20 protein-coding genes are annotated in these 23,274 nt (G+C 69.2%); 13 read left to right on the top strand and 7 right to left on the bottom strand.

What is annotated here, in order from left to right:
• The first annotated feature begins 6 nt into the window (after positions 1-6).
• The 3 genes from CW348_RS07025 (at position 7) to CW348_RS07015 (ending at position 2,580) form a co-directional block, all read left to right on the top strand.
• The gene (locus tag CW348_RS07025) at positions 7-663 is read left to right on the top strand and encodes a DUF6758 family protein (RefSeq protein WP_011290957.1); all 657 of its coding nucleotides are present in this window, start codon (positions 7-9) and stop codon (positions 661-663) included.
• A gap of 30 nt (positions 664-693) precedes the next feature.
• Positions 694-1,554: a PHP domain-containing protein gene (locus tag CW348_RS07020; protein ID WP_104612843.1), complete on the top strand. Its 861-nt coding sequence runs from the start codon at positions 694-696 to the stop codon at positions 1,552-1,554.
• A gap of 198 nt (positions 1,555-1,752) precedes the next feature.
• Positions 1,753-2,580: an MBL fold metallo-hydrolase gene (locus CW348_RS07015; protein ID WP_011290959.1), complete on the top strand. Its 828-nt coding sequence runs from the start codon at positions 1,753-1,755 to the stop codon at positions 2,578-2,580.
• 63 nt (positions 2,581-2,643) lie between these two features.
• Here CW348_RS07015 and CW348_RS07010 read toward each other — a convergent pair whose 3' ends face one another.
• Together CW348_RS07010 and CW348_RS07005 are read right to left on the bottom strand one after the other, a co-directional pair.
• On the bottom strand, positions 2,644-3,516 hold the full coding sequence (locus CW348_RS07010; RefSeq protein ID WP_011290960.1) for an alpha/beta fold hydrolase: 873 nt from the start codon (positions 3,514-3,516) through the stop codon (positions 2,644-2,646).
• Between the two features lie 91 nt (positions 3,517-3,607).
• Positions 3,608-5,119 (bottom strand): DEAD/DEAH box helicase, encoded by a 1,512-nt coding sequence (locus CW348_RS07005; protein WP_011290961.1) that lies wholly within the window; start codon positions 5,117-5,119, stop codon positions 3,608-3,610.
• Positions 5,120-5,628: 509 nt separating this feature from the next.
• Between CW348_RS07005 and CW348_RS07000 the strand changes: the two genes are divergently transcribed.
• Together CW348_RS07000 and CW348_RS06995 are read left to right on the top strand one after the other, a co-directional pair.
• Positions 5,629-6,330 (top strand): ferritin-like fold-containing protein, encoded by a 702-nt coding sequence (locus CW348_RS07000; RefSeq protein ID WP_016188221.1) that lies wholly within the window; start codon positions 5,629-5,631, stop codon positions 6,328-6,330.
• Between the two features lie 340 nt (positions 6,331-6,670).
• Positions 6,671-6,913 (top strand): hypothetical protein, encoded by a 243-nt coding sequence (locus tag CW348_RS06995; protein WP_011290963.1) that lies wholly within the window; start codon positions 6,671-6,673, stop codon positions 6,911-6,913.
• Positions 6,914-7,011: 98 nt separating this feature from the next.
• Here the strand turns inward: CW348_RS06995 and CW348_RS06990 are convergent, their stop codons facing one another.
• The 3 genes from CW348_RS06990 to CW348_RS06980 form a co-directional block, all read right to left on the bottom strand.
• The gene (locus CW348_RS06990; protein WP_011290964.1) at positions 7,012-7,839 is read right to left on the bottom strand and encodes a hypothetical protein; all 828 of its coding nucleotides are present in this window, start codon (positions 7,837-7,839) and stop codon (positions 7,012-7,014) included.
• 147 nt (positions 7,840-7,986) lie between these two features.
• Positions 7,987-8,607, bottom strand: coding sequence for a TetR/AcrR family transcriptional regulator (locus CW348_RS06985; RefSeq protein WP_011290965.1), 621 nt, complete (start codon positions 8,605-8,607; stop codon positions 7,987-7,989).
• Between the two features lie 171 nt (positions 8,608-8,778).
• Entirely contained in the window at positions 8,779-8,991 is a 213-nt protein-coding gene (locus CW348_RS06980) for a hypothetical protein (protein WP_016188223.1), read from the bottom strand.
• Positions 8,992-9,246: 255 nt separating this feature from the next.
• Between CW348_RS06980 and moeZ the strand changes: the two genes are divergently transcribed.
• The 8 genes from moeZ to nudC all read left to right on the top strand — a co-directional run bounded on the left by moeZ (position 9,247) and on the right by nudC (position 22,170).
• On the top strand, positions 9,247-10,407 hold the full coding sequence (moeZ, locus tag CW348_RS06975) for an adenylyltransferase/sulfurtransferase MoeZ (RefSeq protein ID WP_011290967.1): 1,161 nt from the start codon (positions 9,247-9,249) through the stop codon (positions 10,405-10,407).
• 122 nt (positions 10,408-10,529) lie between these two features.
• On the top strand, positions 10,530-10,925 hold the full coding sequence (locus tag CW348_RS06970; protein WP_011290968.1) for an SPW repeat protein: 396 nt from the start codon (positions 10,530-10,532) through the stop codon (positions 10,923-10,925).
• Between the two features lie 51 nt (positions 10,926-10,976).
• On the top strand, positions 10,977-11,303 hold the full coding sequence (locus CW348_RS06965) for an MGMT family protein (RefSeq protein ID WP_104612835.1): 327 nt from the start codon (positions 10,977-10,979) through the stop codon (positions 11,301-11,303).
• 452 nt (positions 11,304-11,755) lie between these two features.
• Positions 11,756-14,890 carry an ATP-dependent DNA helicase gene (locus CW348_RS06960; RefSeq protein ID WP_104612834.1) on the top strand — a complete coding sequence of 1,045 codons (3,135 nt, stop codon included), beginning with the start codon at positions 11,756-11,758 and terminating at the stop codon, positions 14,888-14,890.
• Positions 14,891-15,004: 114 nt separating this feature from the next.
• Positions 15,005-18,331, top strand: a complete 3,327-nt coding sequence (locus CW348_RS06955) for a UvrD-helicase domain-containing protein (RefSeq protein WP_011290971.1) — start codon at positions 15,005-15,007, stop codon at positions 18,329-18,331.
• Positions 18,332-18,941: 610 nt separating this feature from the next.
• Positions 18,942-19,694 carry a VIT1/CCC1 transporter family protein gene (locus CW348_RS06950; protein WP_011290972.1) on the top strand — a complete coding sequence of 251 codons (753 nt, stop codon included), beginning with the start codon at positions 18,942-18,944 and terminating at the stop codon, positions 19,692-19,694.
• A gap of 104 nt (positions 19,695-19,798) precedes the next feature.
• Complete coding sequence (locus CW348_RS06945) at positions 19,799-21,193, top strand: dipeptidase (protein WP_011290973.1); 1,395 nt, start codon at positions 19,799-19,801, stop codon at positions 21,191-21,193.
• Positions 21,190-22,170 (top strand): NAD(+) diphosphatase, encoded by a 981-nt coding sequence (gene nudC / locus CW348_RS06940; protein ID WP_016188226.1) that lies wholly within the window; start codon positions 21,190-21,192, stop codon positions 22,168-22,170. The genes CW348_RS06945 and nudC overlap by 4 nt, the downstream gene beginning before the upstream one ends.
• Before the next feature lie 26 nt (positions 22,171-22,196).
• Here nudC and CW348_RS06935 read toward each other — a convergent pair whose 3' ends face one another.
• Both CW348_RS06935 and CW348_RS06930 read right to left on the bottom strand, forming a co-directional pair.
• The gene (locus CW348_RS06935; protein ID WP_104612833.1) at positions 22,197-22,691 is read right to left on the bottom strand and encodes an ANTAR domain-containing protein; all 495 of its coding nucleotides are present in this window, start codon (positions 22,689-22,691) and stop codon (positions 22,197-22,199) included.
• 69 nt (positions 22,692-22,760) lie between these two features.
• Positions 22,761-23,021 (bottom strand): mycoredoxin, encoded by a 261-nt coding sequence (locus tag CW348_RS06930; RefSeq protein WP_011290976.1) that lies wholly within the window; start codon positions 23,019-23,021, stop codon positions 22,761-22,763.
• Positions 23,022-23,274: the final 253 nt, after the last annotated feature.

Genomic DNA, 23,274 nt, shown 5'->3' with positions numbered 1-23,274 from the left:
AGGACCATGAAGACTGCGCCTACGTGTCCCCGCTGCGGACGCGCCGTCCACGAACCTGATCTCTGGTCGAGCGCGTGGCGGTGTGACGCGCACGGACCGGTGACCCCGTTGCGGGCCGTACGGGACCCCAGTCCCACGTCTTTGGAAGTCGTACTCGACGAAGCGAAGGTGCCGGTCTGGCTGCCGTGGCCGCTGCCAGACAACTGGGTGATCACCGGGTTCGCCGACGTCGGCGAAGAACGCACGGGGACGCTCGCTGCAGCGGTCGCCCTGTCCGGCCCCGCCCCGCTAGGCGGGCTCGGAGAACTGGTGATCGTCTCCGAAGAACCCGGCATCGGGCTCGCCGCCCGCATCGCGCGCCTCGACGGCCCCGATCCAGGAAACAGCTTCGACCGGAACCCGCCCGCAGCCAAAGTCCGCAACGACGGACACGAAATCGCCCTGTGGTCCCTTGACGGGGGACCGGAGCGCGCCATCTACGTCGGCGAGGCGATGGCCCAGTGGCTGTGGTTCATCTTCAGCCCCGCCGACAGCGGGGTGCTCATGTGCGAAATCGACGCCATCCACGACTTGCGCGACGCCCGCGATGTCGGCCCCTTCCCCACACTCCCGTTCGGTGCGCCCTCCCCGTTCCTCACCGAGTCGCTGAAACCCGCCGGGTGAGGTTCCCCGCGCTGACCTATGATCGGGGCGATGCGCATCGATCTGCACTCCCACAGCTCTGTTTCTGACGGCACCGACACTCCCGCCGAGGTCGTCGCCCACGCGGCCGCGGCCGGGCTCGACGTGCTGGCCCTCACCGACCACGACACCACGGCGGGAATCCTGGAGGCCGCCCAACACCTCCCCCGCGGGCTCACCCTGGTTCCCGGCATCGAACTGTCCTGCGCCTACCAGGGGTCCAGCGTGCACCTGCTGGGCTACCTCTTCGACCCGGACCACCCCGAACTCACCGCGGAACTGCAGCGCATCCGCGACGACCGCGTCATCCGCGCCAAGACCATGGTGGAGCGGCTGCAAGCCCACGGGGTGCCGGTCACCTGGGAACGTGTCCGCGCCCTCGCCGGGGAAGAGGACGGCCGCAACGTGGTCGGCCGTCCGCACGTCGCCCAAGCCCTCGTCGAAGCCGGTGCCGCCGAGGACGTGCAGGACGCGTTCGACCGGTGGATCGGCTCCGGCAAACCCGCCCACGTGACCCGGTATGCGCTGGACCCGGTGCGGGCTGTCCGACTGATCCGTGCTGCCGGCGGCGTGTGCGTGCTGGCGCACCCGGCCCGCAGCGAAGGCGCGTTGACGCACGCCGTCCCCGACGACCTGGTGGAACGCATGGCCGAGGCGGGGCTCAACGGGATCGAAGCCGACCACCCGTCGCACGACGACGAAGAGCGCGCCTCCTGGCGGCGCCGGGCCGAAGAGCTCGGCCTGGTCGTTACCGGGTCCAGCGACGACCACGGTGAGCTGACCGGACGCCGCCTGGGCTGCTGCACGACAGAGCCCGACGCCTACGCTGCGCTTGCCGCCCAGGCAAGCGGGGCCGAGCCGTACGTGGGCTGATCCTGCCGCACCGACTCTTGAGTACTTTTAACCATTCCGGTCGATACTGGCTGTGAACTGGTTGGATACGGGCCACAACGAGGCGGGGCGCCCACGCAGAGTCCTGGTGTGGCCTCGTCGAATACCGATCAGTGACCTCCGGCCGTAACAATAGGCCCGCACCAGTGATCAGTCGTAAGCAAACCGAAGGGGCGGCACGTGTTCTGGAAACGGAAGGCCAAGAAGAAGAGTGAGGCCGAGGCGGACGCCGCCGTGACCACCGTCGAAGACGCGGAGGAGGCTGCGGACGCCAGCTCCGACGAGGAATCCGCGCAGGCCGACACGGGCAGCAGTGCGGATGCGTCCGACGGTGCGGAGAAGGCGTCCGAGGCCGGGGACGGCAGCTCCGACAGCAGCGACCTGTCCATCGAGCGGGTCGAAATGGCAGGAACCCTCGAGGTCGACGGCGAAGAGTACGAGGTCGTCACCAACACCTGGATCGTCCAGATCGACGAGGACGGTGTCGTCGTCGTCAACCCGGGGGAGGACGCCAAAGCCATCCTCGAAAAAGTCGGCGACCGCGAGATCTACCTGGTTGCCTGCACCAACGGCTACCGGCCGCACATCGCTGGCGCGGTGGAAGTCGCCGAGAGGGACGAAGCGCCGATCGCCCTGCACCCCAAGGAGCTGCGCCGCTGGCGCAAAGTCCACGGTGTCGAGCACAGCCCCGAGATCGAGGCGGAGGGCGGCGGCAAGCTGACCATCGGCGATGTGGAAGTGGAGATCCTGCCCACTCCCGGCACCGCTCCCGGCTCGCTGTCCTACTACTTCCCTCACATCAAGGCGGTGTGCAGCGGCGACACGCTGCTCGCCGGAAAACTCGGCACGGTCGGCGACGGCTACATGGACTACACGTCCCAGCTCGCCTCGGTCGGCGAGGTCCTGCTGGCGCTCCCGGAGGAGACCCGGGTCCTGCCGTCCACGGGCGAGGAGACCACCATCGCCGAGGAGTCCAAGAACTTCGACTCCTGGGTGCTCGGGGAGTGACGGCCCGGCCACCGTGGTGTCGGCACTCAGCGGCACAGCCCTGCCGGTGCCACGGTGGCCGCGTCAACGGGACTCTGCCTGGTCCCAGAAGGCGGTGAGGGCGGCAGCGGTGGCTTCGGGGGCTTCCACGTTAGGCGAGTGGGCGGCCCCGGAGATCACCACGCACCGGGCGTTCAGGACGGCAGCCATCGCGGACTGGGTCGCCGGGGACCAGGCGTCGTCGTCCTCCCCGTAGAGCACCAGAGTGGGCAGCCCGGCCGCGGCCAGTTCCGCGGTGCGGTCCGGGGCGGAAGTCACCTCCTGCGCCATGCGGAGCAGGCCCAGGGGATGGTTGGCCAGCATCCGCTCCCGCATGAAGACATGGATCTCCTCGGGCAGCCCGCTGGCCCGGTACTGGTCTTCCAAGTGCTCCCACCAGATCCGGTGAACGATCTCCCGGGTGGGGGAGGGGCCGAGCGCGGCGATCAGCCGCAGGGCGTCCTCCCGGCGCGACCCTTCGACCCCGGACGGGCCGGACCCCAGCAACGCGTGGGAGAGCAGCGGGACCGCTGTGGAGAGCACGGTCTCCCGGGTGACCAGTCCGCCGAACGAGTGCCCCAGCAGGTGGACCGGCCCCTGCTCGAGGGCGGCGATGACCTCGGCAACCGCCCGGCCCAGCGCCGCACACGAGTAGGCGTCCAGCGTGTCGCTGCCGGGAGACTGGTACTGGCCCGGCAGGTCGATCGCATACACTCGGCGCCCCGCCTGGGCCAGCGGTCCCAGCAGCGCAATGAAGTCTTCTTTGCTTCCGGTGAACCCGGGCACCAGCACTGCGGTGTGCCGGTCAGGGGCCCCGCCGACCGGGCCGGCGGCGAGGGCCGCGATCGGACCGGACGGGGTGGGGATGGTGGTGCGGTGGGCACCGGGAGGAAGGGTCAGGATCCGAGGAGTGCTCACGAGCGCTCACCCTAGAGGACCGCGGTGCGGGCGCGGAAACCGGCACGGCACCGGGCGGGCCGTTGCGTAGCAGGCCCTGGGCTCCGCGGGGTTAGGCGCGGTCGCTGTTCGTCCCGGCGTTCCGGCGACTGCGGCGGCGTGTGCGCCGACGGGTGCGGGCAGACGAGTCCGCGTCGCTTTTCGCTGCGGTCTCACCGGTGGGCTCCGCAGCTGAGCGGGTCGTGGGGACGCCACGCCGGGTGCGTTTCCGGGGCCGGGACCGGCGCTGCCGCGAACGCTCCCGGTCCTTGGTGCGGGAGGCCCGCCCGGTCTCCCCGATGTCCTCTACTTCTTCCGCTGCCAGACCGGCCCGGTCCTGCTCCTCCTTGGCGAGCACTCCCTTGGCGTCCCGCGGAATGTCGAGAGCGTCGAAGAAGTGCGGCGACGTGGAGTAGGTCTCCGGCGGGTCAGCGAAAGGCAGCCCCAACGCCCGGTTGATCAGCTTCCACCGCAGGAGTTCCTGCCAGTCGATGAACGTGACAGCGGTCCCGGACCGTCCCGCCCGGCCGGTCCGGCCGATGCGGTGCGTGTAGGTCTTCTCGTCGTCGGGGCACTCGTAGTTGACCACGTGCGTCACGTCGTCCACGTCGATGCCCCGGGCGGCCACGTCGGTGGCAACCAGCACGTCGACTTTGCCGTTGCGGAACGCGCGCAGCGCCCGCTCCCGCTGGCCTTGCCCCAGGTCGCCGTGGACGGCTGCGGCAGCGAACCCGCGGCGGCACAGCTCCGTGGAGACGTGGTGGCATTCCCGTTTGGTCTGGCAGAACACCATGGTCAGGCCCCGGTTGCGCGCCTGGAGCAGGCGGGCCAGCATTTCCAGCTTGTCCAGCGGATGGGTGCGGAAGACATGCTGGGTGACCTGGCCGGAACCGGTGTCGAGGGGATCGTCTTCAGCGCGGATGTGGGTGGGGCGGCGCAGGTATTTGCGGGACAGCGCCACGATTTCGCTCGGCATTGTCGCCGAGAACAGCATGGTCTGCCGCTGGTCAGGGGTTTTCGCGAGGATCCGTTCAATGTCGGGCAGGAAGCCGAGGTCGAGCATCTTGTCGGCTTCGTCCAGGACGAGCGCGGTCACCTCGGACAGGATCAGGTGGCGCTGCTTCACCAAGTCCAGGAGGCGCCCCGGGGTGCCCACGACGATGTCGACACCCTTGCGCAGGGCAGAGATCTGCGGCTCGTAGGCGCGTCCCCCGTACACGGTGGCGATCCGCACGTCGATGCGTTTGCTTGCCGTGGCCAGGTCCGCGGCCACCTGGATCGCGAGTTCCCGGGTCGGCACCACCACGAGCGCGCGGGGGCGCTTGGCTGATCCGGGCTGTGTGTGGACCCGCTGAAGCAGCGGGAGCCCGAAAGCGAACGTCTTACCGGTTCCGGTGCGCGCCTGTCCGATGATGTCGGCGCCGGTCAGTGCCAAGGGCAGGGCCATGGACTGGATGGGGAAGGGGGCGACGATGCCCTCGGCTTCCAAGGCGTCGGCGATGTCGTCGATGACGCCGAGATCGCGAAAAGTGGTCTGATCTGAACTGTGCGTACTTCTGACAGTGGTCAGGGTCGATGCCTCCATCTAGGCGGGCCGCGTACGCGGCGGGTCGGACGAGCCCGGCTGCGGGACCGGCGCGGCTCAGCAAAGCGAGGAGCTCGCGCGGCGCCCCGGTACGCCGAGACGAGGACGTCGGTCGTGACAGGTAGCGGTCCCAGGGCCTCCGTTGGTGGATACTCGCGGATCGCGGAGGCCACAGCGGGCGGGAGCGGTCGCGGCCGTAGGAGGCTGCGGCTTGTCTCCTACCGCGAGTCCGTGACTCGTCTTGGGACGCGGTGCCGCTGCCGGACAGGCCAGTGGTCTCATGACGGGGCCTCCGTAGCGGGGCGACGCGACCGGCCGCGACGGGGCATTGGATGTGTGACCGGTGGGATCCGATCACGGTTACGAGTCTATCCCGCGTCATCCGCGCTGGATAGGGCATGGCTTTCCTGCCTTGTTCACTTGTGAGAAAACACGGAAAGAATCGTGAATAGTCCCGAGCCGTCCCGTGACGGGAGGGACACCGGTGCTGGGGCGATAGGCTGGAAGGCATGAGTTCCGCAGTCGCTCCCGACCCCAGCCGGGTGACCACTCCTGTTGACCGCGGAGTCATCGACCTGCTGGGACTGCTGGCCTACGCCGAGCTGGTGTCGTTCTTCCGGTTGGCTTCCGACGCTGAACTCGCCCCCACGTTGGCGGACAAAGCCGAACTGGCGGCGTTCGCGGCCACCGAGCAGGCCCACCACCAGGTCCTGCGGCGCAAGCTCGTCGAACTGGGAGTGGATCCCGAGGAGGCGATGCAGCCGTTCATTGCCCCCCTGGACGCCTGGCATGCCCACACCACCCCGCAAACCTGGCTGGAAAGCCTGGTCAAGGCGTATGTGGGGGACGGGATCGCGGCCGATTTCTACCGGCAGGTCGCCGAAGTGACCGACCCGGAGATCCGGGAACTGGTGGTCGACGTCCTCTCCGAGGAGGGGCGGGCCGAGTTCATTGCCGCCAAGGTCAAGCAGGCGGTTGCCGAGGAGCCCACGCTGGCGGGCCGACTCGCGCTGTGGGCGCGCCGCCTGGTCGGGGAGGCGCTCAGCCAAGCCCAGCGGGTGGCACTCGACCGGCCGCAACTCGCGGAACTACTGGCGAAAGGGGACAGCAGCGAGGAGCGGAACGGCGACCTGGCCGCGGTCAGCCGCATCTTTGCGCGGTTGACCGAGTCCCACAACGCGCGGCTCCAGGCGATGGGGCTGGCAGGCTGACGGCGCGTCCGGCACGGCGGGCCGCGGACCCGGCCTGCCGCTGAGGGCGGTGCACCGGGCACGGCACCGGGACGCGGGCTACGCCGAGGACCCGATGTCACGAATTGTCCTGGACGTTGCGTCCCGTGCGGGGAAGTTCACTGCGAGGATCCGCAAACCGGGCACAAAGCCCTGCGCGGCGGGCGTACGCTAAGCCCTGGGCTACGCGGCAGCGTACCCCTCCCGCGCGGGAATGGGGCAAGCGGCGCGAACAGGACGATGGGCTCCACCATTACGTGCTGGGATGCCCGGCTCGACAACGACGAAGCGGCGGCCAACGCGCCGCGAGAAAGGACAGTCAATGGGGAGCGGTCGGCACGGAGCAGCGCGTCCACCGATCGGAGTCCTGATTCACCGGGATCGAGTCGACTTCTCCATCTACGGCCTGCAAGCAGCAGTCACACTGGTGATCATGGTTCTCACGGGACCGGCGAGCCCGGTCTTCTGGCTGTGCTTCCTGCTGCTGTTCGGCGGGGTCGTCCTCTTCTTCCGGCGGATCGACCGGCTGGCCCGCGAAGAGCTCGCCGAAAGCGACCTGCTCTGATGGGCCGCTCGCCCAGCGCAGCGCAGACAGCCGCACGCCGACAGGCGTGTGCCTCGCCCACGGACCACGACTGCGGGCGAGGCTAGGGATTCAGGTGCTCAGGGGCGTCGGTGACGGCGTCGACGCTCCCCGGACGAGGCAAGCGGCTCTCCCGGAGCAGACTCCTGCCGCGGCGGGGCCACTGTCTCCGTGGAGCGGGAACCCGCCGTGGCCGGGCCACGGTCACCTGCCCCTTGGGCGCGGAAGTTTTTCGTCTCAGACTCGGCCCGGTCCAGCCAACCCTCCCACCGCTGCTGCATCGGGCGGATCAGACCGCCGCCGACACCGACGATGAGAATGCCCGCCACCGCAGCCAGCACAGCGATGAGGATCGGCAAGGTCACCGCGGCAGCCACCCCGATCTGGTTGAGGGCGGCGATAATACCGAGGCCGACGATGAAAACCCCTGCCGTATTGGCCAGCACCTTGCCGTAGCTCAGCCCGCCGAGCGCTTCCGAAGCCAGCTCGCGCACGGCCCGGGCGATCAGCGCCGCCACCACGACGATGATCAACGCCACGGCGAGGTGCGGCAGCCACGCCACCACGCTGTTGAGCATCTGGGTGATCGGGTTGTTGGGGCCGAATACGCTGAACGCGAGCTGAAGGACGATCAGCACCCCCGCGTAGTAGACGAACTTCCCCGCGATATCGCTCGCGTTGAACCGGCTGCGCTGGAAGTAGCTTCCCAGCCCGCCGCGTTCCAGTGCCCGGTCCAAGCCGACTTTGGCCAGTGCTTTGGCGACCAGGCGGCCGATGAGCTTGGCAAGAAGCCAGCCCAGGATCAGGACAACGAGGAAGACAGCGAGCCGGGGGATGAAAGCCACCAGGGATCCCCAGACACTGCCGATGCCCTGTCCGATATCAGTGACGGCCAGTGGTGTGAACATCTCGTCTCCTCCCCTGAGGGGATGCCGGGGTCGCGTCGGCGTGCCGAAAGACCCCGACTGAACTCGGAGAATGCCTCCGCCCAGCGCGACTACCCAAGAAGGAGGGAGCCAACCATCGGGGTAGGGGAGGAGAGGAGAAGTAGAGGGCTAGTGGCGCGTGAGATCCCAGCCGCTGATCCCACGCCAAGCGAGGCGGGCGATGAGCTGCTCGGCAGCATCCTTGGGGATCGTGCCCCGGCTCAGCCAGTAGCGGGCGCTGGTCTCCGCCATGCCGACCAGGCCGATGCTGAGCAGGTGCGCCTCTTCGTCGGAAACGCTCGTGTCCTGCCGGATCACTTCGCCGATGAGTTCCGCGCAGCGGAGCGTGGTCTGTTCTGTGATTTCCCGCACTGCCGGGAGGTTGCGGAGGTCGGATTCGAAGACGAGGCGGAACGCTCCGCCTTCCCCGGACACGAAGTCGAAATACGCTTTGAAGCTCGCGACCACGCGCTGCCAGTTGTCGTCGGTGGATTGCAGCGCAGCCCGCTGCTTTTCCACCAGTGCCTCAGAGTGCTGTTCCAGCAGAGCCAGGTAGAGCTCCAGCTTTCCGGGGAAATGCTGGTACAGCACGGGTTTGGAGACCCCGGCGCGTTCGGCGATCTCATCCATCGCCGCTGCGTGGTATCCCCGTTCCACGAAGACCTGCTGAGCCGCGGCGAGCAACTGCCGCCGTCGGGCTATCCGAGGGAGCCTGGTCCCCCGTGGTTGGGCTTCTGAAGGAGCCGTCACAGCCACACTCCCCGAACCTTCGCGGCGCCGGAGGCCGCGTTCTTGATCGGCCGCTCCGGCAGGCTCCCCGCTCCGAGCCTGCTGCGACCGAAGTGCGTACCGAGCTATCTTACTCGTCCGTAAGGGGACGCAGATGATCCGCGCACGTCATCGCGGACAACCGGCCCTCAGTCACCGGTAATCGTCCTCGTCCTCCGGGACCTCCAGGGCCTGCTCCACCGCGTCGGCCTCCGGGACCTCCCAGCCGCGGTCCAGTTCGAGCTCCAGGGGCGTCTCTTCCTCGTCGTCGGAGATGCGCTGGTCAGCGACATCCGCCTCAGGGGCTTCGAGGGGGTGGTCGTCATCGTCCGGTGCGACGTGCGGGCGCTTCGGTTCAGGTGCCATGGGACCTCCAGTCGGTGGCGCCGTTCTCCGCCGCATGGCCTCGCTGCCTCGTGGGCGTGGCGGAGTCCACAAGATCAGTACTGACCTGCGAAAAAACGGTAGGGCGGATATCGCTTCCGTTCCCGTATCCCTGCCGGGGAATGATAAACCCTACTCCGTGGGTTGGGATAATGAGCAAGCCCGCGGCGTGTAAAGGCAGTCAAGATCCGCGCTTGCTGTGTCTACGCTGCGTTACCGATTGTTTGAGGAGCTGCTGTGTCGCTTCCGCCGCTGGTCGAACCAGCCGACGAGCTCACTATCGACGAGGTACAACGGTACTCGCGCCATCTGATCATCCCCGACGTCGGCATGGACGGTCAGAAGCGTCTGAAGAACGCTAAAGTCCTGGTCGTGGGGGCGGGCGGGCTCGGCTCTCCCACGCTGATGTATCTGGCCGCCGCCGGTGTGGGAACCCTGGGCATCATCGACTTCGACGTCGTGGACGAGTCCAACCTGCAGCGCCAGGTGATCCACGGCCAGAGTGACATCGGCAAGCCCAAGGCCGAATCCGCCCGGGAGACGATCGAAGAGATCAACCCGTTCGTCAAGGTCGTCCTGCACAAGGAGCGCCTGGACTCCAGCAACGCGCTGGAGATCTTCGCGGACTACGACCTGATCCTGGACGGGACGGACAACTTCGCCACCCGCTACCTGGTCAACGACGCCGCCGTCCTGCTGAACAAGCCGTACGTGTGGGGGTCGATCTTCCGGTTCGACGGCCAGGTCAGCGTGTTCTGGAACGAGTACGGGCCCAACTACCGCGACCTGTACCCGGAACCGCCGCCGCCCGGCATGGTCCCCTCCTGCGCGGAAGGCGGTGTCCTGGGCGTCCTGTGCGCCACGATCGGCTCGGTCATGGCCAACGAGGCGATCAAGCTGATCACCGGCATCGGCGACCCCCTCGTCGGCCGGCTGCTGATCTACGACGCCCTGGAGATGACCTGGCGGACCGTCAAGATCCGCAAGGACCCGAACGCCGAGCCGATCACCGAGCTGATCGACTACGAGGCGTTCTGCGGCACGATCCCGGAAGAGGCCCAGGAGGCCGCCCGGGGATCCACGATCACCGCCAAGGAGCTCAAGGAGAAGATGGACCGGGGCGAGGACTTCTTCCTCGTCGACGTCCGGGAGAAGAACGAGTACGAGATCGTCAACATCCCCGGCGCGGTCCTCATCCCCAAGGGAGAGTTCCTGACCGGCGAGGCGTTCGCCAAACTGCCGCAGGACAAGCAGATCATCCTGCACTGCAAGTCCGGCGGACGGTCCGCCGAGGCGCTGGCCGCGGTCAAGAAGGCAGGCTTCTCCGACGCCGTGCACGTGGGCGGCGGAATCCTCTCCTGGATCGAAACAGTCGATCCGAGTCTCCCCAAGTACTGACCTGGGCGTCCTGCGGGGCCGCCGCACACCGCGGCGGCCCCGCGCATTTGCGTCGGGAACGTGAGTTCCACGCCGCCTCGGGTAGCGGTGTTCCACAGCGGAAGCGCGATCGGAGGTGTGTGATGGGCGGACAGTGGGACAACTGGGTGGCGCTGGCAGCAGGGATCGTGGTGGGGCTCAGCTGGGTCTGGCACGGCCTGTTTGGTTTGGGCATGGTCGTCCTGTTCCTCCTCGGCTTGGCCACCGTGCTCACCGCGGTCCTGTCCCTCACCCGGCCGGGCATGCTCTCCAGTGAAGCGGTCCTCATCGGCATCGGGGTGCTGCTGGTCCTCACCCCGTGGCTGTTCGGCTTCACGGGAAACCTTGCTGCGGCGTGGACCGCGTGGGTTGCGGGCGTGGTCATCGCGGTGACCGGAGCGGTGGGACTGGTGCGCAGTTGGCGGAGCCACGGCACCCAGGAGCCGCGCGGCCCTTCGGGGTCGGCGACGCGTTCGCCGACGATGCGCGCCCTCACCTGAGCCGGACCGTACCGGGGGTGCACCTGGCCTGCCGCGGTTAGAGTGGCGGGCATGCCGCTTCCGGACGACTACGTCGAACGTGTCCTCCACGTAGTGGAGTCCATTCCGCCGGGGAAGGTCATGTCCTACGGGGATGTGGCCGAATACCTCGGCGAGGGCGGACCCCGCCAGGTCGGATCGGTCCTGGCGACCTGGGGCGGGGCGGTCCCCTGGTGGCGGGTGGTGCGTGCCGACGGATCGCCGCCCAAAGGACACGAGGTGGCCGCTCTCGCCCACTACGCGGCCGAGGGGACTCCGCTGCGGCGCGGCGTCGCCCAGGTGGACATGGCTCAGGCCCGCTGGGACGGGAAGCACGCGGCCGAGCAGGTCGACCCATAGGCGGCGCCCAGGGACGTGGGCCCAAACCCGGGGCGGTGCCTGATGGGCGCGGCAGCAGCCGACTGCCGAGCCCGCCGCGGCGGGCGACGACCACCGCGCAGCCATGGACGCTGGCGCCCGTCCCCCGCCGAGTCTGCCTGCCAGCAGTGCCCAGCCGACCCCGCAGGGCGCTGTCCTCGGTGGGCAGCGCGGACGGTTTCCTGTGCCTGGCCTGTGCCGTGCCCCGCATACTGCGCGCTGCAGCCGGACCGCGGCCGCCGGCTTTCCGGCCCTGCCGCAGAGACACCGCCGCAGCACCCAGTGAACGAGGACACAGGGCCCGACCCGCAGTGGCCACCCGTGGTCCGAAAAGTGCGGGATCCCACAGAAAACCCGGACAGCGGATGAGATGAAGGCCAACGAAGCGGCCTGCGCCTCCCCGGAAGAGATCAAAGTCTGCTGAACTAGATCGAGTGGACAACCCCCCGTACCGTCTTGTACGCCGCATCCGGCACCGTGCGCCCGCACCCGAGCTCGACGACGACCAGCGCCGGGTCGTCGACCACGAAGGCGGCCCGCTGCTCGTGCTCGCCGGTCCAGGAACCGGGAAGACCACGACGATCGTCGAAGCGATCGTCGACCGGGTCGAGAACCGGGGCGTGGACCCCGCGCACGTGCTCGTCCTCACCTTCAGCCGCAAAGCGGCCCAAGAACTCCGGGAACGCATCACCGCCCGGCTGCGGCGCACCGTCCGCGAACCGCTCGCCCTCACCTTCCACAGCTACGCCTACGCGCTGATCCGCCGCGAATTCCAGCGGGTCGGCGACCACGCGCCCCGCCTCCTGTCCGGCCCGGAGCAGCTGATGGAAGTGCGGGAACTCCTCAAAGGCGAACTCGCTGACGGCGCCCCCGAGTGGCCCGAACAGCTCCGCCCCATGCTGCACACCCGCGGCTTCGCCGAGGAGCTCCGCGACTTCCTCATGCGGGTGCAAGAACGCGGACTCCACGCCGACGACGTCCGGGAGCTCGGCCGCCGCCACGGGCGAGAAGACTGGGTGGCCGCCGGGGGATTCCTGGAACGCTACACCGGCCGCTTCGACATCGCCCCCGTGCCCACCTTCAACTACGCGGAACTCGTGCGGGTCGCCGCCAACCTGCTCAACGACCCGGACATCCAGGCGCGGGAGCGTGCCGCCCGCAAAGTCGTGTTCGTCGACGAATACCAGGACACCGACCCCGCCCAGGAGGAACTGCTTCACGCCCTGGCCGGAGACGGCCGCGACCTGGTCGTGGTCGGCGACCCCGACCAGTCCATCTACGGTTTCCGGGGAGCTGAAGTCCGCAACATCCTCAACTTCCCCGACCGGTTCCGCACCCCCACAGGAGACCCCGCGCCCGTGGTGGCGCTGCACACCTGCCGCCGCAGCGGCGCGGAACTGCTGCGGGTCTCCCGGGCCCTCGCCCAGCGGCTGCCCGCCGTCCCCGGGCCCGGCGGCGAAGGGGTCAACGCGCACCGCAACCTCGTGCCCGCCGAAGGGACACCCCCGGGACGGGCTCGAATGCTCCTCGCGGAAAGCCCGGTCCACGAAGCCGCTGTCATCGCGGACCTGCTGCGCCGCGCCCACCTCATCGACGGAGTGCCCTGGTCGCGCATGGCAGTCCTTGTCCGCTCCGTGACCCGACACGTCCCCGTACTGCGCCGCGCACTCATCGCCGCCGACGTCCCCGTGACCGTCGACGGCGACGATCTGCCGCTGGCGTCCGAACCCCTTGTGCGGTCCATGCTGCTGCTCCTCCGCTGCGCACTCCACCCGGAGCGGTTGGACGAGGAAGCCGCCCACAACCTGTTGACGAGCGCGTTCGGAGAAGCCGACGCGCTCGGACTGCGGCGGCTCGGGCGCGCCTTGCGACAACTGGAACTGGACGCCGGCGGCCGCCGCCCCGCCGCGGCCCTGCTCGCTGAGATCCTCCACGACCCCCGCGACCTGGTGATGGTCGACCCGGAGGTGCGGGCCCCTGCGGAGCGGATCGCCACCCTGCTGCGCCTGGTCCGCGACAGCATCGCCGAAGGCGCCAACGCAGAAGAAGTGCTGTGGCGGATGTGGCACCACTCCGGGCTCGCCGACACCCTGCTGCGCGCCAGCCAAGCGGGCGGCCGCCACGGTGCGGCCGCAGACCGGGAACTGGACTCGGTGATGGCGCTTTTCGAGCGGGCCGCCCGCTACTGCGACCGGCTGCCGCCGGGTTCCCCGGAAGGCTTCCTGGAAGACCTGGAAGCCCAGGAGATCCCCGGGGACACGCTCGCCGAACAGGCCCCCCAAGGAGAGACGGTGCGGATTCTCACCGCCCACCGCTCCAAAGGACTGGAGTGGGATCTGGTCGTGGTTGCCGGCGTCCAAGAAGGCACCTGGCCGGACCTGCGGCTGCGCGGTTCCCTGCTCGGCGTGGAACAGCTTCTCGACACGGTGGGCGGTTTTGCGGAGACTTCCCCGGCCGCCGTGGTGTCCAAGCAGCTCGACGAAGAACGGCGGCTGTTCTACGTCGCGCTCACCCGGGCCCGGCGGGAACTCGTGGTGACCGCGGTCGGCGGGGAGGACGTCGAAGAACGGCCTTCCCGGTTCCTCACCGAACTCGGCCTCGGCGAACCGGAACGCCTGGCCACCGGATACCGCTGGCTGTCGCTGCCCGCCCTGGTCGCCGACCTGCGCGCCACGCTCCTCGACCCGCACACCGACGAGCCGGTGCGCCGCGCCGCAGCCGCCCATCTGGCCCGCCTCGCCGATGCGGGAGTGCGCGGCGCCGACCCCGCGGAGTGGTACGCCCTCACCGAACTCTCCGACAGCTCACCCCTCGTCCTCGAAGGGGAGCAGATCCGTATCTCCCCTTCCCAAGTGGAGAAGTTCACCACCTGTGAACTGCGCTGGCTGCTGGAGACCGCCGCGGGGGCGGAAAAACGCCGGGCCGCGTCCGGGATCGGCAGCATCGTCCACGCGCTGGCCCGCATCGCCGCGGAGAACCCGGACCTTCCGGAACTCCTGCGGCGCATGGACCAGATCTGGTCCGACCTTGACTTCGGCGGCCCGTGGTACGCCGAAAAACAGCGGGAGCGCGCCGAGGAGATGCTGCAGCGGTTCCTGGACTGGCAGAAGGAGAACCCGCGGGAACTCGTCGCCACCGAGAAAAAGTTCCGGGTCGAAGTCGGCAACATCGAAATCTCCGGCCAAGTGGACCGGCTGGAACGCGACGCGGAAGGACGCGGTGTCATCGTCGACATCAAGACCGGGACCGCGGTACCGGACCGGGAGATCAGCCGCCACCCCCAGCTCGGCGTCTACCAGTTGGCGCTGCTGATGGCGGCGTTCGAACACTACGGCCTGGTCGAGCCGGGCGGCGCAGCACTGCTGCAGATCGGCGACCGGAAAACCGCGAAAGAGCAGACCCAGCCGGCCCTCGCCGACGACGCGGACCCTGAATGGCCGCAGCGGCTGGTGCAGAAGGTGGCCGCGGGCATGGCGGGGGCCCGGTTCCGCGCGAAAGCCACGCCGTCGTGCCGGCACTGTTCAGTCCGGGCAAGCTGCCCAGTGCAGAGCGAAGGCGACCACGTCTGACCTGTGCTGCGGGGATGAGGGAAGCGACCTGGGCCCGCGGTCGACGGCACTCCGCGGCCCAGCCGGGTCTGCGACAATGCCTGGGGTCTAGCCGCATCCCACAGACAGGACGCCATGACAGACGTCTACGGACCCGCACAGCTCGCGCGCCTGCTCGGACTGCCTGAACCCACTCCTGAGCAGGCAGCGGTCATCGCCGCACCCTTACGCCCCGGCCTCGTCGTCGCCGGGGCCGGTTCCGGGAAGAGCGAGACGATGGCTGCCCGGGTGGTGTGGCTGGTCGCCAACGGCCACGTACGCCCCGAACAGGTCCTCGGCCTCACCTTCACCCGGAAAGCCGCTGCCGAGCTCGCGGAACGCGTGCGGAAACGGCTCGATCAACTGCGGGGCGCGGGCGTCGTCCCCGACGACGTCCTCGACGGGGAGCCCACCGTTGCGACCTACAACGCGTATGCGACCCGCCTGGTCGGCGACCACGCGCTGCGGGAAGCGATCGAACCGACGACCCGCATCATCACCCCGGCGATCGCCTGGCAGTTCGTCCACCGGGTGGTCAGCACCTATGACGGGCCGATGGACGCGGTCACCTCTGCTCCCGCCACCGTGGTGCATGACGTCCTCGCCCTCGCCCAGGAACTCGCCGAGCACCTGTGCACCCCCGACGACGTACGCGCCTACGGGGACTGGCTCCGCGAACGCGCCGCCCAGTTGAAGAAAACCCCTGCCCTGGTGCGCGACCTGCTGGCTGTCCAACGCCACCGCGAGCAGCTCCTGCCGCTGCTGGAGCAGTTCGCCCAGCTCAAAGCGGAACGCGAAGTGATGGACTACAGCGACCAGGTCGCGCTGGCCGCGCGTATCGCGCAACGCCACCCCGAGGTGGGCCGGATCGAACGCGAACGCTACGCCGTGGTCCTGCTCGACGAATACCAGGACACCAGCCACGCCCAACTGGTGCTGCTGCAGTCCCTGTTCGGCAACGGCCACCCGGTCACCGCGGTCGGCGACCCCTGCCAGTCCATCTACGGGTGGCGGGGCGCCAGCGCCGGCAACCTGTCGCGTTTCCCCGTCGACTTTCCGGAGAAGCCGGACCGGCCGGCGCCCGTCCGCCAGCTGTCCACCAGCTTCCGCAACGGCGAACGCATCCTGGAGGTCGCGAAACGTATCGCGGAGCCTTTGCGTGCCGCAGCCCGGGATGTGCCTGTGCTCTACCCGGGGCCTGCCCGGGCCGGGCGCGGCCGGGTGACGTGCGCCCTGCTGCGCACCGAAACCGAGGAAGCGGAGTGGATCGCCGAGCAGATCGACCGGGCGCTGCGCGAATCCGCGGAACACCACACGGCGCCCGACGGCCTGCCCTGGCCGGAACAGGAGCATCGGGGGCCGCTCAGCTACGGGGACATCGCCGTCCTGTGCCGGAAACGCGCCCAGTTCCCCGTGATCCGGCGCGCCCTAGAAGAACGCGGCATCCCCGTCGAAGTCGTCGGACTGGGCGGGCTGATCGAAGTGCCGGAAGTCCGGGACATCGTCGCTACGCTGCGGGTGCTCCACGACCCCACCGCCGCGAACGAGCTCGCCCGGATCCTCACCGGGCCGCGCTGGCGGCTGGGCCCGCGCGACCTGGTCGCACTCAACCAGCGCGCTAAAGAACTCGCCGAGGAAGCCCGCCGGGACCTGCGCGGGGAGGCCGCGGAAGCCCGCGTGGACGAGGAGGACCCGCTGCGGCAGACCGTGCTCGACCTGACAGCGGAGGCCGGCAGTCTCCTTGACGCCCTCGACGATCTCGGCCCGCCGGAACGCTACTCCGCGACGGGGTACCAGCGGTTGCAGGCTCTCTCCGAAGAGCTCCGCACGCTGCGCACCCGCATCAGCCAGCCGCTGCCCGACCTGATCATGGAAGTGGAGCGGGTGCTGGGGCTGGACATCGAGGTGGGGGCGCGGCCGGGCCGCGACCAGAGTGCGGCCCGGGCCGACCTGGACGCGTTCGTGGACGCCGCGGTGCGGTTCAGCGGTTCCACCGATACGCCCACGCTGAGCGCGTTCCTCGCCTACCTCACCTCTGCGGAGGACACCGAACACGGCTTGGAACCGGGGGAGCGCGTCGGGTCCAGCAACACGGTCAAGCTCATGACGGTGCACGCCGCGAAAGGCCTGCAGTGGCCCATGGTGGTCATCCCCGGGCTGAGCCGCGGCCAGTTCCCCGGGGTTCCGAAGACCGTGAAGGGCTGGACCGGCAAGGCGGCGAGCCTGCCGTTCGCGTTGCGCGGGGACCGGGACAGCCTGCCCGAACTGGCCGACGTGACGGTTCAGGAGATCAAGCAGTTCACCGCGGCAGAACGCGCCCGGGAACTGATGGAGCAGCGGCGGCTCGCCTACGTTGCGGTGACCCGGGCCGCGTTCTCCTTGGTGTGCACCGGGCACTGGTGGGGGCAGGAGACCCAGCGGAGCCGCGGACCGTCAGAGTTCCTCGAAGAGATCCGCGAAGTGTGCGAGACGGGCGTGGGACAGGTCGCGCTGTGGACTGATCCGCCCGACGAGGGGGAGCCCAACCCGCAGTTGGTGGCGGACAACTCCGTGGTGTGGCCGCCCCAGACCGACGAGCGCCGCGACGCTGCCGAGCGTGCCGCCGCCTTGGTCGCCCGGTACCGGAACGGGGAGTGGGAGCGGGAGCTCGCCCTGATGAACCGCGCTCTCCTGCGGCCCGCAGCGAACCGTAGGATCCGCGACTGGGCGCGGGACGTGGAGCTCCTGTTGCGCCACCGCGACCAGGAGGAAGGCGCCCCCCGCGTTATCGAGGTGGAACTCCCCGACCACCTGACGGTCTCCGCGCTAGTGTCGCTGGCCCGCGATCCGGCCGCGCTCGCCCAGCAGATCCGCCGCCCGCTGCCGCGCCCGCCCGCCCCGCACGCCCGCCGAGGAACCGCTTTCCACACCTGGTTGGAGCGGCGTTTCGGCCAGGAGACGCTGATCGACCCGCACGAGCTTCCCGGGGCTGCGGACGAGACCGCAACGGGCGACGCTGACCTGGACGAACTCCAGCGCCAGTTTGAACAGAGCGTGTGGGCGGACCGGGTGCCGCTGGAAGTGGAGGTCCCCTTCGAGACCATCATCGGCGACCGGTTGGTGCGGGGCCGGATGGACGCGGTCTTCCACGACCCTGAAGACGACGTCTACGAGGTAGTGGACTGGAAGACCGGGCGGCTGCCCGCCACGGAGCGGGAACGCCGTGCGGCGGCCGTGCAGTTGGCGGCCTACCGGGTGGCCTGGGCGCGGATCGCGGACATACCGCTGGAGCGGGTGCGCGCCGCGTTCCACTACGTCCGCGCCAATGTGACGGTCTATCCCGAAGACCTGCTGGACGCGGACGGCCTAGCCGCGCTCATCGCCGCGGTCCCGCAGCCGAGCGTCCCAGGGGAGGCCGCTGAGGGGGCAACGGGCGACCGGTGAGAGCCGGTCTGCGGCGGGTCGCGGCGCCGCACCGGTGGCCGCGGCCCGCCGGGCAGGGCGCAATTCGACCAGCGTCCCGTATTCTCCGCCCCGTCATTCGAGTGAGGAAAGCCTTACCTTTTTACCGTGCTGTCCTGGAACTGCGGTGCGGAAACCACCGCCTGCTTTCCTGTGTCGAAAATCTCTCCGCGGCGGTTTTTCGGGGGTCGGGGAAGAGAAAGAAAAACCGGCCGCCGGTCTAAGGTGGCGGCGAGGAAATAAGGTGTTCTCGAAAAGGGGTTCGCCGGAAGTGATCCGGTTTTCTCTGTGAGCATCTGCTCGTTCACAGAGCGCGGCAGTGGTGGTCCGGGGTGCCGCGGAGGCGGGGGACGCCAAGGGATAAAGAGCTTCGGCCAGCCTTTCCTAACTTTGGTTTGGCTGGCCTAAAAACCCTTAACAAAGGCTTTCCTTAGTGGTTTCGCCCACTTCTTGAAAACTTGTTTTCTTTTTAAGAAATGGTACTTTATAAGTACGTTTCTCGGGGTTTTGTGGCTTTAGTCCTGTGGGGCCACCGGAGAAACTTCGGGAGCGTGCTCTGCGCGCTCGACGGCAGAAAGGACACAGCGCAGCAATGAAGGGGACCGTCCAGCTCGACGAACGTCCAGACACGGCACAGCGCACCAGCGACCGCAAGATCCGCAGCGGAGGGCTCGCCCAGCGGCTCAACGCCCTGCGCGCGGGAGTGCTCGGCGCGAACGACGGCATCGTGTCCACCGCGGCCGTCGTCGTCGGCGTCGCCGGGGCCACCACGGATGCGGGGCCGATCCTCATGGCGGGCCTTGCCGCCGCCGTCGGTGGAGCCGTGTCCATGGCACTCGGCGAGTACGTCTCCGTCAGCAGCCAGCGCGACAGTGAACGCCATCTCATCGAGCAGCAGAGCCAGGCCCTCCGCAACGACCCGGAAGGGGAGCTCCTCGCCCTGGCCCGCAGCTACGAGGAGCGCGGCATCTCCGCGGCCACGGCGCGGCGCGCCGCGGAAGAACTCTTCGCCAGCAACGCGCTCGAAGCCCAGATGCGCGAGCGGCACAACATCGACCCGGACGAGGTCACCAGCCCGTGGCATGCCGCAATCGCCTCGTTCCTCGCGTTCGCGGTCGGCGCGCTGCTGCCGCTGCTCGCGATCCTCCTGCCCTCCCCCGAGCTGCGGGTGCCGGTTGCGTTCGGCGCGACCCTCCTCAGCCTGGCCCTCACCGGCGCGATCGCAGCCGGGATCGGTGGCGGCTCCCAACTGCGCGCGGCAGCTCGGGTGACCCTCGGCGGTGCCCTGGCCCTCGCCGTCACCTACGCGATCGGCTCCCTCATCGGCACCACCGGTCTCGTCTAAGGGCCAGCCCGGCGCCTGCCGCACGGGGGCGCGCTCCGCGGAAGGCTCGCACGATCGTAAGCTCAGTACGGCATCGGAGCCGTAGTGAGAGGAGAGGGGAGACGATGGACGTGCGAGCCCACATCGAGGCGCACCGGGACGAGTTTGTCGCCACACTCAGCCAGTGGCTCGCCATCCCGTCGATCTCCGCCGACCCTGCCCACCACGATGACGTGCGCCGCTCCGCCCAATGGCTGGCCGACCACTTCACCCAGACCGGTTTCCCGACCGTAGAAATCTGGGAGACCCCCGGAATGCCCGCGGTCTTCGCCGAATGGCCCGCCGCCGACCCGGAGGCCCCCACCGTCCTCGTCTACGGTCACCACGACGTCCAACCGGTCGACCCAGTCGACGCGTGGCACACCGACCCGTTCACCCCCACCGTGCGCGGAGACCAGCTCGTCGGCCGCGGCGCTTCCGACGACAAAGGACAAATCCTCTTCCACACCCTGGGACTCCGCGCCAACCTGGCTGTCTCCGGTGCCGACGCCCCGCCGGTCACCCTCAAATTCCTGATCGAAGGCGAGGAAGAATCCGGCTCCCCGCACTTCGCGGACCTGCTCACCCGCCACCGCGCCCGGCTGGCCTGCGATGTCATCGTCATCTCCGACACCACCATGTGGAGTGCGGACACCCCGTCGATGTGCATGGGCATGCGCGGCCTCACCGACTGCCAGATCGACGTCTACGGCCCCCGCACCGACCTGCACAGCGGCTCCTTCGGCGGCGCCGTCCCCAACCCGGCGCGCGCCCTCGCCGCCCTGCTCGCCGGACTCCACGACGCCCACGGCCGAGTCGCCATCCCCGGCTTCTACGACGACGTCGTCGAAGCGTCCCAAGCCGAACGCGACACCATCGCCCAACTGCCCTTCGACGAAGCAGCCTGGCTCGCCAACGCCGGCAGCGACGCCACGGTCGGCGAAGCCGGGTACAGCATCCTCGAACGGGTCTGGCTGCGGCCCACCGCCGAAATCAACGGCATGTGGAGCGGATACACCGGGGAAGGCAGCAAGACGATCGTGCCGCGGTCTGCCCACGCCAAACTCAGCTTCCGCCTCGTCCCCAACCAGGAACCGGCGCGCATCCAAGAACTCGTCCGCCGCTACGTCCACGACAACCTTCCCCCCGGAGTGCGGGCGGACGTCCGCTTCAGCGGTGCCGGAGTGCGGCCCTGCGCCTCCGACCTGGACTCGGTGGCGGTGCGCGCTGCCCGCGACGCGATGGCCAAGGCGTTCGGAACCAAGGTCTACTCCACCCGGGAAGGTGGCAGCGGCCCCGAAGCGGACCTCGCCGACATCCTCGGCGCCCCCCTGGTCTTCGTCGCGGTGGGCCTCAACTCCGACCGCATCCACGCTCCCAACGAGAAAGTCGAGATCCCGCTGCTGCTCAAAGGCGCCGAAACCGTCGCCTACCTGTGGGACTCGTATGCCACCGTGCTCCGCAGCGGGGACCGGGCATGACCGGGCGGCCCTTTACTCCCGCCCTCGCCCGCAGCACCCTCGACCGGGCCGCAGACCGGCGCCGCGACGAACGGTGGCTGGCCGACGCCTGGGCCGACGCCCGCACCCGGGTCCTGCTGCTCGACCACGGGGACCCGCAGCGGCACGGCAGGCGGAACCCGGGCGGCATTCCCGTCCGCTTCCTCGTCACCGCGTCCACTCCCACCCCGGAACTGGTGTTCTGCAGCCCCGAGCAGGCACCGGAAGGGGAACGCTACCTGCTCGGCGAGGACTCGGACGGCACCGTCTACTTCGCGGTCCGCCTCAAACCCGGGAAAGAACTGCCCGCCGCGCCCGGCACGCAACCGGTCTCCCTCCGCCGGGTGGGCGCGCTGTTGAACGCCCGCGACGCGGGCCTGGCCACCCACGCCGCGGCACTCGCCCACTGGCACGCCGAACACGGGTTCTGCCCCCGCTGCGGCTCACCCACCCGGATCGAATCGGCCGGACACGTGCGGGTCTGCGACAACGACGGCAGCGAGCACTTCCCGCGCATCGACCCGGCTGTGATCATGCTGGTGCACCGGGAGACCGATGCGGGCGAACAGTGCCTGCTCGCCCACAACCCGGCCTGGCCGGAAGGCCGCTACTCCGTCCTGGCCGGGTTCGTCGAACCCGGGGAATCCTTGGAACACGCGGTAGTCCGCGAAGTCGCCGAAGAAGTAGGCATCCTCGTCACCGACCCCGTCTACCTGGGATCACAGCCGTGGCCGTTCCCGCGCAGCCTCATGGTCGGCTACCTCGCGCGGGCCGTCGGCAGCGCGCCGCGCACCGACCACGAGGAGATCGCCGACATCCGCTGGCTGACCCGCCACGAACTAGGGGAAGCCGTCACCCGAGGCGAAATCCTCCTGCCCGGACCAGTCTCCATCGCCCACCAGCTCATCGAGCACTGGTACGGGCAGCCTCTGCCGCCCGGCAGGTGGGCCAGCCGGTAGCGGCACCGGAAACGGCCTGCGGCCGCTCAACTAGCGCGCTTCGGGGGCCACGCCTGCACCGCTGAACCCTCCCGAGCCAGTTCTTCGGGGAGCGCCACCAACGGATTCCGGGTGCTCTCCACCACCTCGTGCGCGAGCGCGGCGACCTTCTTCCCCCGGAAGCGCGCGGCACGGCGCAACCGTTCGAACGCCGTGCGCGGGGCGATCCGATGCCGTTCCGCGAGCACCCCGATCGCCTGCTCGACCACGACCCGGGTGCGCAGCGCATGCTCCAACTGCTGCACGGTCACCCGGAGCCGCTCGGTCTCCGACGAGTCAGGGGTGGCGCGGGGCGGAGTGGGGAGGTCAGTCGGCGGGGTGCCACCGGCGAGCAGATCGGCGAGGATCATGGCGTTGAGCAGGTCAGGAAGCTGCTCTTCGGTGCCGTCGACCCGCCAGCCCTGCGGCGCCCGACGGATCAGGGTGCCCCGGTTGTGCCCTTCACAGTCGTGTCCACGGCGAACCGATGTGTGTACTCCCACGCCTTTTCTCCCCCGTCCCTCTTACGGTGCGGGGTTGCCGTCCCCCGCACGGGGGACGGCAACCCTCCCTCACGACTGGGCTGCGAGTTTCTGCTTGACCTCGGCCAGCGACGGGTTAGTCAAGGCCGTGCCGTCGGCGAAAACCACGGTCGGAACCGTCTGGTTGCCGCCGTTGACCTGCATCACGAACTCCGCTGCCTTCGGGTCGCGTTCAATATCGACCTCCACGACAGGGATGCCTTCCCGGTCAAGCTGGCTCTTCAGTCTTTTGCAGAAGCCGCACCAGGGGGTCGTGTACATGGTGATCTGCGCGCCAGTGGAGGTCGCCATAACGATGCAGCTCTCCTTTACTCTCCATTGGTCGTGTCGAGGGCTTCGATTGCCCCAACACAGATCACCATGTTTCGCTTCCCTGAGCGGTCCGTATGCCCTCTCTGACGCCGCCAGCCGCGCCGAAGTTCCGGCAAAGTGCAGCCGAACATCTGCGGCCTCCCCGGACCGCATCCCGTGAGGAGGGGGAAGGCACGGGGATACTGGAGAGGCTGACCAGCCGGGTGAGCACACCGCAGGACGCCGGGAGGCC

It is taken from the genome of Thermobifida sp., assembly GCF_017577275.1.
Taxonomy (GTDB): domain Bacteria; phylum Actinomycetota; class Actinomycetes; order Streptosporangiales; family Streptosporangiaceae; genus Thermobifida; species Thermobifida fusca.
The sequence above is the reverse complement of the archived record's forward strand: the minus strand, read 5'-3'. Positions and strand labels throughout refer to the sequence as shown.